The sequence below is a fragment of the Pseudomonas sp. NBRC 111140 genome (assembly GCF_001320885.1).
GTDB lineage: Bacteria > Pseudomonadota > Gammaproteobacteria > Pseudomonadales > Pseudomonadaceae > Aquipseudomonas > Aquipseudomonas putida_P.
The window spans coordinates 1-16,790 of the sequence record NZ_BCBQ01000082.1; the positions used below are offsets into that span (position 1 = coordinate 1).

Annotated in this window: 13 protein-coding genes and 1 tRNA gene; 11 read left to right on the forward strand and 3 right to left on the reverse strand. The window is 62.8% G+C overall.

Features of this window, described 5'->3' with window-relative positions:
* The 7 genes from APH42_RS22295 to APH42_RS22325 all read left to right on the forward strand — a co-directional run.
* Positions 1–988, forward strand: a 988-nt coding sequence (locus APH42_RS22295) for a sensor domain-containing diguanylate cyclase (protein ID WP_060494228.1), incomplete at its 5' end; no start/stop codon positions are given.
* Positions 981–1,193, forward strand: a complete 213-nt coding sequence (locus tag APH42_RS22300; RefSeq protein ID WP_012273951.1) for a cysteine-rich CWC family protein — start codon at positions 981–983, stop codon at positions 1,191–1,193. The genes APH42_RS22295 and APH42_RS22300, both read left to right, overlap by 8 nt.
* Before the next feature lie 8 nt (positions 1,194–1,201).
* Complete coding sequence (locus APH42_RS22305; protein WP_012273952.1) at positions 1,202–1,894, forward strand: pseudouridine synthase; 693 nt, start codon at positions 1,202–1,204, stop codon at positions 1,892–1,894.
* Positions 1,895–2,342: 448 nt separating this feature from the next.
* Entirely contained in the window at positions 2,343–3,230 is an 888-nt protein-coding gene (gene phaG / locus APH42_RS22310) for a (R)-3-hydroxydecanoyl-ACP:CoA transacylase (RefSeq protein ID WP_012273953.1), read from the forward strand.
* 111 nt (positions 3,231–3,341) lie between these two features.
* Positions 3,342–3,415 (forward strand) — tRNA-Gly (locus APH42_RS22315).
* A gap of 212 nt (positions 3,416–3,627) precedes the next feature.
* Positions 3,628–5,334 carry a SulP family inorganic anion transporter gene (locus tag APH42_RS22320; RefSeq protein ID WP_060494229.1) on the forward strand — a complete coding sequence of 569 codons (1,707 nt, stop codon included), beginning with the start codon at positions 3,628–3,630 and terminating at the stop codon, positions 5,332–5,334.
* A gap of 83 nt (positions 5,335–5,417) precedes the next feature.
* Positions 5,418–6,428: a DUF4917 family protein gene (locus APH42_RS22325; RefSeq protein ID WP_060494230.1), complete on the forward strand. Its 1,011-nt coding sequence runs from the start codon at positions 5,418–5,420 to the stop codon at positions 6,426–6,428.
* Positions 6,429–6,461: 33 nt separating this feature from the next.
* Here APH42_RS22325 and APH42_RS22330 read toward each other — a convergent pair whose 3' ends face one another.
* Both APH42_RS22330 and APH42_RS22335 read right to left on the reverse strand, forming a co-directional pair.
* Positions 6,462–7,676, reverse strand: a complete 1,215-nt coding sequence (locus tag APH42_RS22330; RefSeq protein ID WP_060494231.1) for an SAM-dependent methyltransferase — start codon at positions 7,674–7,676, stop codon at positions 6,462–6,464.
* Between the two features lie 62 nt (positions 7,677–7,738).
* Positions 7,739–8,356, reverse strand: coding sequence for a TPM domain-containing protein (locus APH42_RS22335; protein ID WP_060494232.1), 618 nt, complete (start codon positions 8,354–8,356; stop codon positions 7,739–7,741).
* 186 nt (positions 8,357–8,542) lie between these two features.
* Between APH42_RS22335 and bglX the strand changes: the two genes are divergently transcribed.
* From bglX to APH42_RS22355, 4 genes are all read left to right on the forward strand, one after another.
* The gene (bglX, locus tag APH42_RS22340; protein WP_060494233.1) at positions 8,543–10,834 is read left to right on the forward strand and encodes a beta-glucosidase BglX; all 2,292 of its coding nucleotides are present in this window, start codon (positions 8,543–8,545) and stop codon (positions 10,832–10,834) included.
* A gap of 85 nt (positions 10,835–10,919) precedes the next feature.
* Entirely contained in the window at positions 10,920–12,677 is a 1,758-nt protein-coding gene (locus APH42_RS22345) for an ATP-binding protein (protein WP_012273959.1), read from the forward strand.
* Complete coding sequence (locus APH42_RS22350; RefSeq protein ID WP_012273960.1) at positions 12,671–14,005, forward strand: sigma-54 dependent transcriptional regulator; 1,335 nt, start codon at positions 12,671–12,673, stop codon at positions 14,003–14,005. Before APH42_RS22345 ends, APH42_RS22350 begins: the two co-directional genes overlap by 7 nt.
* A 242-nt stretch (positions 14,006–14,247) precedes the next feature.
* Entirely contained in the window at positions 14,248–15,567 is a 1,320-nt protein-coding gene (locus APH42_RS22355) for an MFS transporter (protein ID WP_012273961.1), read from the forward strand.
* A gap of 200 nt (positions 15,568–15,767) precedes the next feature.
* On the opposite strand, the gene APH42_RS22360 is transcribed toward APH42_RS22355, so the two are convergent.
* The gene (locus tag APH42_RS22360) at positions 15,768–16,520 is read right to left on the reverse strand and encodes a membrane protein (RefSeq protein ID WP_012273962.1); all 753 of its coding nucleotides are present in this window, start codon (positions 16,518–16,520) and stop codon (positions 15,768–15,770) included.
* Positions 16,521–16,790 lie beyond the last annotated feature (270 nt).

Here is a 16,790-nt window from a genome sequence, read left to right on the forward strand (position 1 = left end):
CGTGTTCATCAACTACCAGGTGCATGACTACCAACAGCGCTTCATCGGCGCCGCAGGCGTAGGGCTGAGCGTATCGTCGGTGGTCAAGCTGATCGACCAGTATCAACGCCGCTACCAGCGGGCGGTGCTGTTCACCGATGCCAAAGGCAAGGTGCTGCTGACCGGCTCCGAAGGTGGCCCGCATGGCTTGCGGGTCGGCCAGTCACTGCGCGACAACCCCGAACTGAATGACGTGCTGGCCGAGCAGCGAGTGCCAGGCGAAGGCAGCCACGAGTACCGTGACAGCGAAACCCAAAGCCACTTTCTCAACGTGCGCCACCTGCCCGAACTGGACTGGTACCTGCTGGTGGACAAACGCGAAACCGGCGCCCTCGACCGCATTCGTCACTCCCTGTACCTGAACCTGGCGATCTGCGCCATGATCACCTTGGTGGTGCTGGCGCTGGTGCATGCCATGGTCCGCCGCCACCAGGCCAGCACCGAAGCCTTGGCTACCCTCGACAGCCTCACCGGCCTGCCCAACCGGCGCAGCTTCGACCTGCTCGCCGCCCAGGCACTGCACGAAGCCCAGCGCGACAGTGGCCCGCTGGTGGCCTTGCTGATCGACCTGGACCACTTCAAGGCACTGAACGACACCCACGGCCACCTGGCAGGCGACGAAGTGCTGCGCCAATTCGCCAATGTGCTGCAAGGCAGCCTGCGCCAGTCGGATATACTGTGCCGCTGGGGCGGTGAGGAATTCATCGTACTGCTGCGTGAAGCCGAAGGCCGGCAGGCGGTCGAGGTGGCGGAAAAGATCCGCCGACGCACCGAACAACTGACCTTCAGCTACGACGACCAGCCGTTGCGCCTGACTACCAGCATCGGGCTGAGCAGCCTGCAACCGGAGGATACCCTGCACGCCCTGCTGACCCGCGCCGACCGTGCGCTTTATCGTGCCAAGCAGGCAGGCCGCAACCGTGTCTGCAGTGATGCCAACCATGAATGACAGCCTACACTGCCCCGCTTGCGGCGCTCTCAACCAATGTGCCCTGGCCGACCCGCGCCGCGCCACACAGGCCTGCTGGTGTTACAGCGTGAGCATCGACCCGGCCGTGATCCAGGCCCTGCCTGACGCATTGCGCAACAAGGCTTGCCTGTGCCCGCGCTGCGCCGCTGTCGAAGACCAGCTCCGCTCACCCGCTGACCACTGACTGTTTCCATGCGCCTTGACCGTTTTCTCGCCAACCTGCCCAGCCACAACCGCCAGCAAGCCCGACTGATGCTGGCGCAACGCCGCGTGCGGGTGGACGGCCAGGTTGTCAGCGACCCACTGGCCGAAGTGCGTGAATTCAGCCGCGTGGAGCTGGACGAGCAACTGCTGCAGGCCGGCCGCCCGGCCCGCTACCTGATGCTGCACAAGCCCACTGGCTGCGTCAGCGCCACCCAAGACCCACAGCACCCGACCGTGCTCGACCTGCTGCCCGCAGCGTTGCGGGATGACCTGCACATAGCCGGGCGCCTGGACTTCAACACCACCGGCCTGATGATCCTGACCAACGATGGCCAGTGGTCAAGGCGCCTGACCCAGCCTGCCACCAAGTTGCCCAAGCATTACCTGGTGGACACCGAGGACGAAATTGGCGAGCACTATGTGGCCAGGTTTCGCGAGGGGTTCTATTTCGCCTTCGAAAACCTCACCACCCAACCTGCCCTGCTGGACATCCTCGGCCCGCGCCAGGCCCGGCTGGCGATCGTCGAAGGGCGTTATCACCAGGTCAAGCGCATGTTCGGGCACTTCAACAACAAGGTGGTGGGGTTGCACCGGGAAAGCATGGGGGCAATCTGTCTGGACCCTGGTTTGGCGCCCGGGGAGTTTCGTGAACTGACGGCTGATGAAATAGCCACTGTCTAGACTGCCTGTTCTGGCCTCTTCGCGGGTAAACCCGCTCCCACAGGAGGTCCACTGTCATTGGGTACAGTGCAATACCTGTGGGAGCGGGTTTACCCGCGAAGAGGCCGGAACAGACGGCGCGGAGTCGTCATACGACCGCTCAGCGACAAAAGTCACATTTCTCCCCGAACGGCACTTGCGCGATCCACGACCCACTGCTTGAATCCAAATCGTCAGTCTGCATGTGACTACCAAGTCACGCCCGCAGTCGAAGACACCTTTTTGCCGGCCACCCAAGGCCTCGATGCCTTGGGGCACGGCGAATTGCCCGCCAAAAACAATACCGTCGACGCACGTGCCAAGGATCGACACAGGGCCCCCGGTTTCTCTTCAGGCAAATGCCTACCTGTCATAAAGAACGTGCACCCTAGGTGACGCGAATACCCTTTTTGCGCCAGGAGTCGATGACATGAGGCCAGAAATCGCTGTACTTGATATCCAAGGTCAGTATCGGGTTTACACGGAGTTCTATCGCGCGGATGCGGCCGAGAATACGATCATCCTGATCAACGGCTCGCTGGCCACCACGGCCTCGTTCGCCCAAACGGTACGTAACCTGCACCCGCAGTTCAACGTAGTACTGTTCGACCAGCCGTATGCCGGCAAGTCCAAACCACACAACCGTCAGGAACGGCTGATCAGCAAGGAGACCGAGGCGCATATCCTCCTGGAGCTGATCGAGCACTTCCAGGCGGACCACGTGATGTCCTTCTCGTGGGGAGGTGCAAGTACGCTGCTGGCGCTGGCGCACCAGCCGCGGTACGTGAAGAAGGCCGTGGTGAGTTCGTTCTCGCCCGTGATCAACGAGCCGATGCGCGACTACCTGGACCGTGGCTGCCAGTACCTGGCCGCTTGCGACCGCTATCAGGTCGGCAACCTGGTCAACGACACCATCGGCAAGCACCTGCCGTCACTGTTCAAGCGCTTCAACTACCGCCACGTCAGCAGCCTGGACAGCCACGAGTACGCGCAGATGCACTTCCACATCAACCAGGTGCTGCATCACGACCTGGAACGTGCACTGGATGGCGCGCGCAATATCAACATCCCGGTACTGTTCATCAACGGCGAACGCGACGAATACACCACGGTGGAAGATGCACGGCAGTTCAGCAAACACGTGGGCAGAAGCCAGTTCAGCGTGATCCGCGATGCGGGCCACTTCCTGGATATGGAGAACAAGGTCGCCTGCGAGGATACCCGCAGTGTGATGCTGGGGTTCCTCAAGCCAGCCGTGCGTGAACCCCGTCAACGTTACCAGCCTGTTCAACAGGGGCAGCATGCATTGGCCATCTGAGCAGCTCGGCGTCCTGTAGCTGACACCCGCAAGCCATGGGGCGCCGACAAGCTTTTTTATAACTTGGGCTTCTAATTCGTTGAGGGTTCTGGTAAAAAGTCGAGCTCAGATGCGGGTATAGTTTAGTGGCAAAACGAAAGCTTCCCAAGCTTTAGTTGAGGGTTCGATTCCCTCTACCCGCTCCACATCGCATTCCCGCATGGCGTTCCAGCAACGTCATCGCAGTCAAAAGGAGCCATGGCTCCTTTTTTCGTTTCTCCCCCTCTGCTTTGATCTGGCCCATGGCCATTTACCCGCCGATCCGCTTCAATGCGCAGCGGGCGCATGCGCGTGCAAGCGAAACGGCTTTTGGCGGATATGCTCAATGGATTGGTGGAACACTTCGAAAGGACAACGCATGTTTCTCTCCCGCTGGTTACCAGGCCTTGCCAACCTGCTGCACTACCGTCGCGAATGGTTCCACGCCGACATGCAAGCTGGCCTGTCGGTAGCCGCGATCCAGATCCCCATTGCCATCGCCTACGCACAGATCGTCGGCCTGCCACCGCAATATGGCCTTTACGCCTGTGTGCTGCCGATGATGGTCTACGCGCTGATCGGCAGCTCACGCCAATTGATGGTCGGCCCCGACGCCGCTACCTGCGCGATGATTGCCGGCGCCGTGGCGCCGCTGGCCATGGGCGACCCGCAGCGGATTGCCGAGCTGTCAGTTATCGTCACGGTGCTGGTCGGGGTGATGTTGATCGCCGCAGGCTTGGCGCGGGCCGGTTTCATCGCCAGCTTCTTCTCGCGGCCAATCCTGATCGGCTACCTCAACGGTATCGGCCTCAGCCTGATCGCCGGCCAGTTGTCCAAGGTAGTGGGGTTCAAGATCGAGGGCGACGGCTTCATCCTCAGCCTGATCAACTTCTTCCAGCGCCTGGGCGAAATCCACTGGGTAACATTGATCATCGGCCTGGCCGCCCTGGGCTTGCTGATCTGGCTGCCACGTCGCTACCCGCGCCTGCCTGCAGCCCTCACGGTGGTGGCGCTGTTCATGCTGCTGGTCGGCCTGTTCGGCCTTGACCGCCTTGGCGTTGCCATCCTCGGTCCGGTGCCTGCCGGCATCCCGAAACTGGCCTGGCCGCACAGCAACCTGGCGGAAATGAAAAGCCTGCTGCGCGATGCCTTGGGTATCGCAACCGTCAGTTTCTGCAGCGCCATGCTCACTGCACGCAGCTTTGCCGCCCGGCATGGCTATGCGATCAATGCCAACCACGAATTCGTCGCCCTGGGTGTGAGTAACCTGGCGGCCGGTATTTCCCAGGGCTTTGCCATCAGCGGCGCCGACTCGCGCACGGCGGTCAACGACATGGTCGGTGGCAAAAGCCAGCTGGTGGGCATCATCGCTGCACTGGTGATTGCCCTGATCCTGCTGTTCTTCACCGCGCCCATGGCGTGGATCCCGCAAGCGGCGCTGGGCGCCGTGCTGCTGATGGCCGGCTGGGGGCTGATCGACATCAAGTCGCTGGGGCGTATCCGACGCCTAAGCCGCTTCGAGTTCTGGCTGTGCCTGCTGACCACGGCGGGAGTGCTGGGCCTGGGCGTGCTGCCCGGCATCGTGTTTGCCGTGACCCTGGCGATCCTGCGCCTGCTCTACAGCATCTATCAGCCCACCGATGCCGTGCTGGGTTGGCTGCCGGGCACCGAAGGCCAGGTCGACATCCGCAAATTCAAGGACGCGCGCACCGTGCCTGGCCTGGTGGTGTACCGCTTCGACGACGCCATCCTGTTCTTCAACGCCGACTACTTCAAGATGCGCCTGCTAGAAGCCGTGCAAAGCCAAAACCAGCCAAAGGCCGTGCTGTTCGATGCCGAAGCCGTCACCAGCATCGATGTCAGCGGCATCGCCGCCCTGCGCGAAGTGCGCGACACCTTGGCCGCCCAGGGCATTTTCTTCGCCATCGCGCGCGCGCGGGGTACCTTCCTGCGCATGCTGGTGCGCTCGGGGATGGCGCGGGAGATGGAAGACAAACTGCTGTTCGGCTCGGTGCGGGCAGGCATTCGGGCGTATCGGGTTTGGCGCAACAGAAATCGAAGTGTGCAAACAGCTGAACAGCGCTGACGGGAACTGGACAGCGGCTCTCGAGAACCTCGCTCGACATGCTAAAGTCGCCCCGTTCCCCGCTCCACCCAACGGACCCCAGCATGCCTGCACTCGACGCCACCCTCACCTCCTGGCCAGCACTCGCCGCCCGCCACCCCTGCGACGCCCTGCTGCTGGGCAACGGCGCCAGCCGCGCAGTGTGGAAACCGTTCGGCTACTTCTCGCTGTTCGAGGAAGCGCAACGCGCCGGCCGCAAGAAAGGCCTGGCGGTCAGCGACCAGGCATTGTTCAAATCCTTGGGCACGGAGCTGTTCGAGCCCGTACTCAGCACCCTCAACATCACAGTACGCGCCAACGCCGCACTGGCCATCAACTCCACCGCGCCGCTGAACCGCTACTACTCGATCAAGGAAGCGCTGATCCACGCCGTGCGTACCGTGCACCTGCCCTGGCCACTGATGCCTGTCACCACCCTGGCCGCGCTCAACCAGGCCCTGCGCGGCTACCGCAGCGTCTACACCAGCAACTACGACCTGCTGCTGCCGTGGGCCGTGCAATACGCCCCGCAGGGCTTCGCCGAACTGTTCGACGAGCAAGGCTACTTCGACGTGCGCCGCACCCGCAGCGAAGGCACCCGCGTGCTGCACCTGCATGGCGGCCTGCACCTGCTCAAGCTGCCCGACGGCACCACCCGCCAACGCAGCGCCGAAAGCGCCGAGCTGCTCGATGGGTTTGCCGTGAACATCCCAGGTGAAGTACCGCTGTTCGTCAACGAAGACCGCAGCGACGAGAAACTGCGTGCCATCCGCCACTCGGACTACCTGAGCTGGTGCCTGGGGCAGCTGGCACGGGAAAGCCAGGGGCTATGCCTGTTCGGGCAGCATCTGGACAGCAGTGACCAGCACCTGCTCGACGCCATTCGCCTGGCTCGGCCGAAGCAGCTTTCGATTGCTATCCGGCCGTTGAGCGAGGCTTCGGTGATCAACCAGAAGCAGCATTTCGTGGATCGGTTCGCCGACTTGGTGGGTACCACGCTGCACTTCTTTGATGCCAGTACGCATCCGCTGGGGCAGGCGACATTGGCGATCGAGCCACCCTCTGCTCGACGCTGACACGTCCTCCACAGACCTGCAGGTGGGTGGCCGTCAGAGCAACCCATCCGCCCGCAACAACGTCTCCAGGCAATGCTCCTGCACCCCGTAGAACGCCTTGAGCTGGGCGATCTTCTCCAGCAGCGCGCCGTTGTCCACCGCCTGCCGCCGCTTCACCGCAAGAATCATCTTGTTCTTGTTGGTGTGCTCCAGCGAGATGAACTCGAACACCTTGGTTTCATAGCCGCAGGCTTCCAGGTACAGCGCGCGCAGGCTGTCGGTGAGCATTTCGGCCTGCTGGCCCAAGTGCAGGCCGTACTGCAGCATCGGTTGCAGCAACCCTGGGCTGTGCAGTTGCGGACGGATCTGTTTGTGGCAGCACGGCGAACACATGATGATCGCAGCGTTGCAGCGGATGCCGGTGTGAATGGCGTAGTCGGTGGCGATGTCGCAGGCATGCAGGGCGATCATCACCTCAATGGCCGCAGGCACTACGCTGCGCACGTCACCGCACTGGAACTCCAGCCCTGGGTGCTCAAGGCGCGAGGCGGCGGCGTTGCACAGGTCGACCATGTCCTGGCGCAACTCCACGCCAGTCACCTGTGCATCGCGGCCCAGGCTGTTGCGCAGGTAGTCATGCATGGCGAAGGTCAGGTAACCCTTGCCCGAACCGAAGTCGGCGACCCGCAGCGCCTGCTGCGCCGGCACCGGCGCGCTGGCCAGGGCGTGGTCGAAGACCTCGATGAACTTGTTGATCTGCTTCCACTTGCGCGACATGGACGGGATCAATGCGCCTTGTGCGTCGGTCACGCCAAGGTCGCGCAGGAACGGCCGCGACAGCTCCAGGTAGCGCTTTTTCTCGCGGTCGTGGCCGCTGCCTGCGACGGCCTCGCGCGGTGCTTGTGCACCGTGACGCTGAAGCATCGGTTTGCCCTTCTTGCTGAATGTCAGCTGCACTTCGCCGTCAGCGTCGAACAGGTGGGCATTGCGAAAGCTGTCCGGCAGCAGCTCGGCGATCAGCACCTGGGCCTGCTCCAGCGGCAGGTTGCGGGTGATGTCGCGTGTCTGGTGGCGGTAGACCAGCGACAGGCATGGCTGGCCCTTGACCTGCAGCGGCTTGGCAATGATCCGTTGCAAGGTCTGGTCGGCACCGACATGGCGCGCCAGCACCAGCTTGACCAGGGTGTTGCCGTGCAAGGCGGCGTTCAGCAGGTCGAGAAACTGGGTGCGCGCATCTGGCGCACAGGGGGCGGAAGTACTGGCGGACATGGAGAAACGGTGCCTCGAATAGCGGGAAGCGCATTCTACACCCTATGCTGCCGGCTTCCGACTCAATCGAGAATCACCAGGCGGTTGGGCAACTCGTTACGGGCATGGGTTGGCGGCACGTGCTCGCTCAATAACTCGCCGCAGGCCTCGATGCACTCGACAAAGCCCTGCAAGGTCCGGCCCTGGCGCACCTGCTCGGCAAAGCGGGCCACGATGGCCGCGCGGGCGGTGGTATCCAGGTAATGCTCGATACCACGGTCGACCAAAATCTCCACATGCCGCTCCGCTTCGCTGACAAAGATCAGCACGCCCGTGGCGCCTGCAGTGCGCTGCAGGTTCTGCTCGCGAAACTGCTGCCGGGCCAGGCGCGAGGCACGCCGGCGGCGCAGGCCCCGAGGGATCAGCCAGCCGGCCAGGCGTGGGTTGCGCAGCAGCAGGCACAGGCCGACGAACAGCAACACATTGGCCACCAGCAAGCCTCGCACGCCAGGCCAGCCCAGCAGCCAGTGCAACAGCCCAGGCACGGCCAGCGCCAGTACGGCGGCCCAGAACAAAGGCCAATAGGCGTAGTCGTCGGCACGGCGGGCCAGCACCGTCACCAGTTCGGCATCGGTACGCCGTTCGGCACGGGCAATGGCTTCGGCAATCTGCCGCTGATGGTATTCATCGAAAGGGGTCATGCCGTCGGTCTCTTGAGCGTTCTTATAGTTGTTGTCCCGGCATTCGGGGCTTCATCCGCTAGCGACATATTCAGGCATAATCCGCCGCTGGAAGAAATGCCTGCAAATCGTACAACAATAGCCGCCTGAAAACTTCGGTCGCGCACGTATCACCGTGGATACGGCAGAGGCCCCACAACGGAATTGATGATGAAACTGTCTTTGCTGGGCCTGGCCATGGGCCTTGCCAGTCAGGCGGCCCTCGCCGCCCCCACCGCCCCGCCCCTGCAGGACAAGCAGGCATTCATCGACCATCTGATCAGCCAGATGACCGAAGCCGAGAAAATCGGCCAGTTGCGCCTGATCAGCATCGGTCCAGAAATGCCCCACGACAAGATTCGCGAGGAAATCGCCGCCGGCCGCATCGGTGGCACTTTCAACTCACGCACCGCCCCGGAAAACAGGCCGATGCAAGACGCCGCCATGCGCAGTCGCCTGAAGATCCCGATGTTCTTCGCCTACGACACCATCCACGGCGAACGCACCATCTTCCCGATCGGCCTGGGCATGGCTGCCACCTGGGACATGGACGCGGTTGCCAAGGTCGGTCGCACCGCCGCTATCGAAGCCTCGGCCGACGCCTTGGACATGACCTTCGCACCGATGGTCGATATCGCCCGTGACCCGCGCTGGGGCCGCACCAGTGAAGGCTTCGGCGAAGACACCTACCTGACCTCGAAAATCGGCCAGGTGATGGTGCGCTCGTTCCAGGGCAGCAGCCCGGCCAACCCCGACAGCATCATGGCCATCGTCAAGCACTTCGCCCTGTATGGCGCGGTGGAAGGCGGGCGCGACTACAACACAGTCGATATGAGCCTGCCGAAAATGTACAACGACTACCTGCCGCCCTATCGCGCCGCACTCGATGCGGGTGCCGGCGGGGTAATGGTGGCGCTGAACTCGATCAATGGCGTGCCGGCCACCTCCAACACCTGGCTGATGAACGACCTGCTGCGCAAGGAGTGGGGCTTCAAGGGCGTGACCATCAGCGACCACGGTGCAATCCAGGAGTTGATCCGCCACGGCGTCGCCCGCGACGGCCGTGAAGCCGCCAAGCTGGCGATCAAGGCCGGCATCGACATGAGCATGAACGACACCCTGTACGACGAAGAGCTGCCGGGCTTGCTGAAGTCCGGCGAAGTGACCCAGCGCGAGCTGGACCAGGCGGTGCGTGAAGTGCTGGGTGCCAAGTACGACATGGGCCTGTTCAAAGACCCATACGTGCGTATCGGCAAGGCCGAAACCGACCTGAAAGACTACTACGGCAACGACCGCCTGCACCGCGAAGCCGCGCGTGACGTGGCCCGCCGCAGCCTGGTGCTGCTGGAAAACCGCAACCAGACCCTGCCACTGAAAAAAGCCGGCACCATTGCCTTGGTCGGCCCGCTGGCCGATGCCCCGATCGACATGATGGGCAGCTGGGCCGCCGACGGAAAACCCGTGCACTCGGTAACCGTTCGCGAAGGCTTGCGCCGTGCCATGGAGGGCAAGGCCAAGCTGGTCTATGCCAAAGGCTCCAACGTCACAGGCGACAAGGCGATCCTCGATTACCTGAACTTCCTCAACTTCGATGCCCCGGAAATCGTCGACGACCCACGTCCGCCTGCGGTGCTGATCGATGAAGCGGTCAAGGCGGCCAAGCAGTCCGATGTGATCGTGGCAGTGGTCGGCGAGTCGCGCGGCATGTCCCACGAGTCGTCGAGCCGTACCACCCTGGAAATCCCGGCCAGCCAGCGCGAGCTGATCAAGGCCCTCAAGGCAACCGGTAAACCACTGGTGCTGGTGCTGATGAACGGCCGCCCGCTGTCGATCAGCTGGGAACGCGAGCAGGCCGACGCGATCCTCGAAACCTGGTTCGCCGGCACCGAAGGCGGCAATGCCATCGCCGACGTACTGTTTGGCGATTACAACCCCTCTGGCAAGCTGGCCATCACCTTCCCGCGCTCGGTCGGGCAAATCCCGATGTACTACAACCACACCCGTATCGGCCGGCCATTCACGCCGGGCAAGCCGGGCAACTACACCTCGCAGTACTTCGAAGAGCCCAACGGGCCGCTGTACCCGTTCGGCTATGGCCTGAGCTACAGCAGCTTCGAGTTGTCGGGCCTGGCGCTGTCGAGCAAAGACCTCAAGCGCGGCGATACGCTGGAAGCCAAGGTAACGGTCAAGAACACCGGCAAGGTGGCAGGCGAGACGGTGGTGCAGCTGTACCTGCAGGATGTGTCCGCCTCGATGAGCCGCCCGGTGAAGGAGCTGAAAAACTTCCAGAAGCTTATGCTCAAGCCTGGCGAGACGCGCACATTGACCTTCAGCATCAGCGAGGACGACCTGAAGTTCTACAATGGCCAGCTACAGCGGGTTGCCGAGCCCGGGGAATTCAATGTCCAGGTCGGGCTGGATTCCCAGGCGGTGCAGCAACAGAGTTTCGAGCTGCTGTAACTGAAAGGTCGCCTGTACCGGCCCTTTCGCGGGCTTCCCCGCGAAAGGGCTGGCCCCGACATCCCAATCATCCGGATCCGCCCCCATGCCCTTTTCCTTTCGCGCCCTGCGTCTGGGGCTGATCACCCTGCTGATCGTGCTGGGTACCGCCCTCAGTGCCGGCTGGGCCATGCACCAGGCCAAGCGCCAGGCCATGGAAGACGACGCCCAGCGTGCCAGCCAGCAGTTGGGCCTGTACGCCAACGCCCTGCACACCCTGATCGACCGCTACCGCGCCCTGCCCGCCGTGCTGGCGCTGGACCCGGAGCTGATCGCCGCGTTGCGCGGTCCGGTCACCGAACACGTACAGGACGCCCTGAACCACAAGCTCGAACGCATCAACGGCGCCGCCAATTCCTCCACCCTCGAACTGCTCGACCGCACCGGCCTGGCCATTGCCGCCAGCAACTGGCGGCTGCCCAGCAGCTACGTGGGTTCCAACTACGGCTTCCGGCCCTACTTCAAGCAAACCCGCAGCCAGGGCAGCGGCCGCTTCTACGCCGTGGGGGTGACCAGTGGCGTGCCGGGTTACTTCCTCGCCAGCGCGGTCAACGATGAGCATGGCCGCTTCCTCGGCGCCATGGTGGTGAAACTGGAGTTCCCCGAGCTGGAACGCGAATGGCGCCAGGGCAGCGATACCCTGCTGGTCAGCGACGCCCGCGGCATTACCTTCATTGCCAACCAGGACGGCTGGCGCTACCGCGAGCTGCAGCCGCTCAGTGGCGCCGACCGGGCCGAACTGGCCGAAACCCGCCAGTACGACAAGCAACCGTTGGTGCCGCTGCAACATCAGGTGCTGACGCGCTTTGCCGCCAACAGCACCCTTAGCCGCGTGCAAGGCCCGGAGGGCAGCGCCGAGTACTTGTGGGAGAGCCTGCCGCTGGAAGGCGAAAACTGGACGTTGCACCTGCTGCGCAAACCGCAGGTCGCCGCCGATGGCCGCAATGCCGCCCTCGGCGCCGCCGCCGTCTGGCTGAGCCTGGTGTTCGCTGCGCTGTTCGTCAGCCAGCGCCTGCGCCTGGCCCGCCTGCGCCAGCGCAGCCGACAAGAGCTCAAGCGCCAGGTCGAGGAGCGCACGCGCGAGCTGCGTACCGCCCAGGAAGGCCTGGTGCAATCCGCCAAACTGGCCGCGCTCGGGCAGATGTCGGCGGCCATGGCCCACGAAATAAACCAACCGCTGACCACCCAACGCATGCAGCTGGAAACCCTGCGCCTGCTGCTTGACCATGGCCGCCATGACGAAGCGCGGCAGGCGCTGGAGCCGCTGGAACAAATGCTCACACGCATGGCAGCGCTTACCAGCCACCTGAAAACCTTCGCCCGCAACAGCCCGGTGGGCCTGCGCGAGCGCCTCGACCTGGCCACCGTGGTCGACCAGGCCTTGCACCTGCTCGAAGCGCGCATTCGCAGCGAAGAAGTAGAGGTGGCCCTGTACCTGGCACGCCCGGCCTGGGTACGTGGCGATGCCATCCGCCTGGAGCAGGTACTGATCAACCTGCTGCGCAATGCCCTCGACGCCATGGCCGACAAGCGCTACAAACGCCTGGAAATCCGCATCGAGCCCGACGGCGAGCTGTGGCGCCTTAGCGTGCTCGACTCCGGTGGCGGCATTGCCGAAGCCGACCTGGCCAAGGTCTTCGACCCATTCTTCACCACCAAGCCAGTGGGTGAAGGGCTGGGGCTGGGCCTGGCCATTTCCTATGGCATCGTGCACGAGGCCGGTGGCCAGCTACAGGCCGAAAACCTGCCCGGCGGCGCGCGCCTGAGCCTTACCCTGCCCCGTGACCTGGAGCCTGTATGTTGAATTCGGTGATCGTCGTCGATGATGAAGCCAGTATCCGCACGGCTGTCGAGCAATGGCTGAGCCTATCCGGCTTCAGCGTGCAGTTGTTCGCCCGCGCCGAAGAGTGCCTGGCACACCTGCCGCGGCACTTTCCCGGGGTGATCATCAGCGATGTCCGCATGCCGGGCATGGATGGCCTGCAATTGCTCGAACGCCTGCAGGCGGATGACCCCGACCTGCCCGTGATTTTGCTCACCGGCCACGGTGATGTGCCCATGGCGGTAGAAGCCATGCGCAACGGGGCCTATGACTTCCTTGAAAAACCCTTTACCCCGCAACACTTGCTGGGCAGCCTGCGCCGAGCCCTGGAGAAGCGCCAGCTGGTGCTGGAGAACCGCCGGTTGCACGAGCAGGCCGACCTCAAGTCACGCCTGGAGGGGACGCTGCTTGGCATGTCCCAAGGCCTGCAGCAACTGCGCCGGCAAGTGCTGGAGCTGGCCAGCCTGCCGGTCAATGTGCTGATTCGTGGTGAAACCGGCAGTGGCAAGGAGCGTGTCGCCCGCTGCCTGCACGATTTTGGCCCGCGCGCCGACAAGCCGTTCGTTGCCCTCAACTGTGCAGCAATCCCAGAGTCGCTGTTCGAGGCCGAGCTGTTCGGTCACGAGAGCGGCGCCTTTACCGGCGCCCAGGGCAAGCGCATCGGCAAGCTGGAGTACGCCAACGGTGGCACGGTGTTCCTTGACGAAATCGAGAGCATGCCACTGGCGCAGCAGGCCAAGCTGCTACGGGTGATTCAGGAACAGAAGGTGGAGCGCCTGGGGGCCAACCAGAGCATCAGCGTCGACTTGCGAATCATTGCCGCGACCAAGCCCGACCTGCTCGACGAAGCCCGTGCCGGGCGCTTTCGCGAAGACCTGGCCTACCGCTTGAACGTGGCCGAGCTGCGCCTGGCACCATTGCGTGAACGGCGTGAGGACATCGCGCTGCTGTTCGACCACTTTGCCCGTGCAGCAAGCGAAAAGCTTGGGCGTGCCGCGCCGCCGCCGTCGGGAGCACAGCTGGCGCAACTGCTGTCGCATGACTGGCCGGGCAATGTGCGTGAACTGGCCAATGCGGCGGAGCGGCATGCATTGGGTTTGGGTTCGCCGAACATCGAGGTGGCGCCTGCCGGGCAATCGCTGGGCGAGCAAATGGAAGCGTTCGAGGCGCAATGCCTACGCGCGGCGTTGCGCCAGCATGGTGGGGCGATCAATGCAGTGATGGAGGCGTTGCAGCTGCCGCGGCGCACACTGAACGAGAAGATGCAGCGGCATGGGTTGGTACGTGAGGATTTTGTCGGGCGCGAATGAGCGGAAATCCGCTTATTGGTAATGACTAATAAGCAAACATCCGCTTACTTTTCGGCGATCTTGGGGCTGCTTTGCAGCCCATCGCGACGCAAGGCCGCTCCTACAAGGCCACTAACATGCGGGGTCTGGGCAGACTACGCCCTCAAATGAATCAGCCTGCACCCATTTGGCACACCTTCTGCAATCACCTGTGCAAGCTGCGCCACGGCGCGCTCCACAAAAACAACGAGAAGGTATCCCTGATGGATAACGCCACCTCCCTGCCCGCCGGGGCGGCCACCGCGCCTGCCGCAGAAAAAACCACCGCCAGCCGCCTGAAGTCGATTTTCAGCGGGTCCATCGGCAACATGGTCGAATGGTACGACTGGTACGTCTACGCCGCGTTCTCGCTGTACTTCGCCAAGGCCTTCTTCCCGGCCGGCGACTCCACCGCACAACTGCTCAACACCGCCGCGATCTTCGCCGTGGGCTTTCTGATGCGCCCGATCGGCGGCTGGCTGATGGGCCTGTACGCCGACCGCAAGGGCCGCAAGGCCGCGCTCATGGCTTCGGTACTGCTGATGTGCGCAGGCTCGTTGGTCATCGCCCTGACCCCGGGTTACGAAACCATCGGCGTCGCCGCGCCTATCCTGCTGGTCATCGCACGCCTGCTGCAGGGCCTGTCGGTAGGTGGTGAATACGGCACCTCGGCCACCTACCTCAGCGAAATGGCCAGCAAGGAACGCCGTGGCTTCTTCTCCAGCTTCCAGTACGTGACCCTGATCTCCGGCCAGCTCATCGCCCTGGCGGTATTGATCGTCCTGCAGCAGACCCTGACCACCGAGCAGCTGTATGCCTGGGGCTGGCGCGTGCCGTTCGTGATCGGTGCGCTGTGCGCCGTAGTGGCCCTGTACCTGCGTCGCGGCATGGAAGAAACCGCATCGTTCACCAAGAAGGAAAAGGCCAAGGAAAGCCTGATGCGCACCCTACTGCGTCACCCCAAGGAGCTGATGACAGTGGTCGGCCTGACCATGGGCGGCACCCTGGCCTTCTACACCTACACCACCTACATGCAGAAGTACCTGGTCAACACCGTGGGCATGAGCATCAGCGACTCGACCACCATCTCGGCCGCCACGCTGTTCCTGTTCATGTGCCTGCAGCCGGTGATCGGCGGGCTGTCCGACAAGATCGGCCGACGTCCGATCCTGATCGCCTTCGGTGTGCTCGGCACCCTGTTCACCGTACCGATCCTCAGCACCCTGCACACCATCCAAACCTGGTGGGGCGCGTTCTTCCTGATCATGGCTGCTTTGATCATCGTCAGCGGCTACACCTCGATCAACGCCGTGGTCAAGGCCGAGCTGTTCCCAACTGAAATTCGCGCACTGGGCGTAGGCCTGCCATATGCGCTGACCGTGTCGATCTTCGGCGGTACCGCTGAGTACGTGGCCCTGTGGTTCAAGAGCGTCGGCATGGAAAGCGGCTTCTACTGGTACGTTACCGCCTGCATCGCTTGCTCGCTGCTGGTTTACGCAACCATGAAGGACACCAAGCAACACTCGCGAATTACTACTGATTGACGCAGGCCTGGTAATACTGAAAGGGGCGCACCATTGTATGGGGCGCCCCTTTTTTATGCCCGCTCTGATAAAGCATCTCGGCTGCCAAGTGCTTGTCAAAACAGGTTTATCGCCTTCGAGATCGAGCGCCGCGCGCGGCGCTCGATTTCAGCAACACCGCAAACATCAAGCCATACCTCCAAAGCCCCTGATGAGCCGATTCAAGACACCTCCAACGCCTGACGCGGTTCACGGCGCTGGTACCAGTTGGCCATCAGCACCAGCACCAGCAGCACCCCGCCCAGCACTGCCGAAGAGCCGACCGTGCCAAAGTCCAGGCCGCCCTTCTCATGCGGCTTGGTCAGGAAGTCACCCAAGGTGGCGCCAAACGGCCGGGTGAGCACGAACGCGACCCAGAACAACACAACGCCTGGGATGCGGGTCCAATATCGAGCCACCACCACCAATGCAATGGCACTCCCAATCAACAGTGCGCCACCGGCAAAGCCCAGCCCCGAGTCATCGGCCAGGTAATCGCCCAGCGCGGTGCCGAGGGTGTTGGAAAACAGGATTGCCACCCAGTAGAACAGCTCGCCCGTGCGGTTCTTGATACGGGTGACATCCAGCGGGTTGCCACTCAGACGCCAGACCAGGAAGGTCAGTAACAGGATGCCGATGAGCAGCGCCGAACCCGTGGCATAACCCAGCCCCAGGGTACGGTCCATGAAATCGGACATGGTGGTGCCAGCGGTACTGGTGGAGAGAATAACCAACCAGTACAGCATCGGGTGATAGCGGCGCGAGTACAACTGGCCCAGCAACGTCAGCAGAAACACGCTGATCAGCAGCAGCGAGCTAAGTGCATAGCCGATGTTCAGGGTCATCGACAGCAAGTCGCCTGCTGTTTCACCCAGGGTGGTAGCGCAGATCTTCATGACCCAGAAGGCCAAGGTGATTTGCGGGAGTTTGTTCATTGTTGTGCCGCTCCAGTTTTAGGTGCGGCGATGGTGCTGAGCAGCGTCTGAAAAATCGGTTGGTGATAGATGAAAAATACGTTCATCGGCCATCTGCTTCAGATTTTTCCTTCTTAACGCCCTATTAATTCCACCTCATCAAGCTGCAATGGCTGGCAGAACGTTGGTGCAAGCACCGACGTACCTTGGGCCAGGCTGCTGCCTGATTGATGGTATGCGCACCCATATATATCTATTTATTAGATTTTTAACCGCTATTTTTTGCGCTTT

Coding starts and splice junctions, on each gene's coding strand:
- APH42_RS22300 (WP_012273951.1), top strand. CDS start 981: ATGAATGACAGCCTACACTGCCCCGCTTGCGGCGCTCTCAACCAATGT.
- APH42_RS22305 (WP_012273952.1), top strand. CDS start 1,202: ATGCGCCTTGACCGTTTTCTCGCCAACCTGCCCAGCCACAACCGCCAG.
- phaG (WP_012273953.1), top strand. CDS start 2,343: ATGAGGCCAGAAATCGCTGTACTTGATATCCAAGGTCAGTATCGGGTT.
- APH42_RS22320 (WP_060494229.1), top strand. CDS start 3,628: ATGTTTCTCTCCCGCTGGTTACCAGGCCTTGCCAACCTGCTGCACTAC.
- APH42_RS22325 (WP_060494230.1), top strand. CDS start 5,418: ATGCCTGCACTCGACGCCACCCTCACCTCCTGGCCAGCACTCGCCGCC.
- APH42_RS22330 (WP_060494231.1), bottom strand. CDS start 7,676: ATGTCCGCCAGTACTTCCGCCCCCTGTGCGCCAGATGCGCGCACCCAG.
- APH42_RS22335 (WP_060494232.1), bottom strand. CDS start 8,356: ATGACCCCTTTCGATGAATACCATCAGCGGCAGATTGCCGAAGCCATT.
- bglX (WP_060494233.1), top strand. CDS start 8,543: ATGATGAAACTGTCTTTGCTGGGCCTGGCCATGGGCCTTGCCAGTCAG.
- APH42_RS22345 (WP_012273959.1), top strand. CDS start 10,920: ATGCCCTTTTCCTTTCGCGCCCTGCGTCTGGGGCTGATCACCCTGCTG.
- APH42_RS22350 (WP_012273960.1), top strand. CDS start 12,671: ATGTTGAATTCGGTGATCGTCGTCGATGATGAAGCCAGTATCCGCACG.
- APH42_RS22355 (WP_012273961.1), top strand. CDS start 14,248: ATGGATAACGCCACCTCCCTGCCCGCCGGGGCGGCCACCGCGCCTGCC.
- APH42_RS22360 (WP_012273962.1), bottom strand. CDS start 16,520: ATGAACAAACTCCCGCAAATCACCTTGGCCTTCTGGGTCATGAAGATC.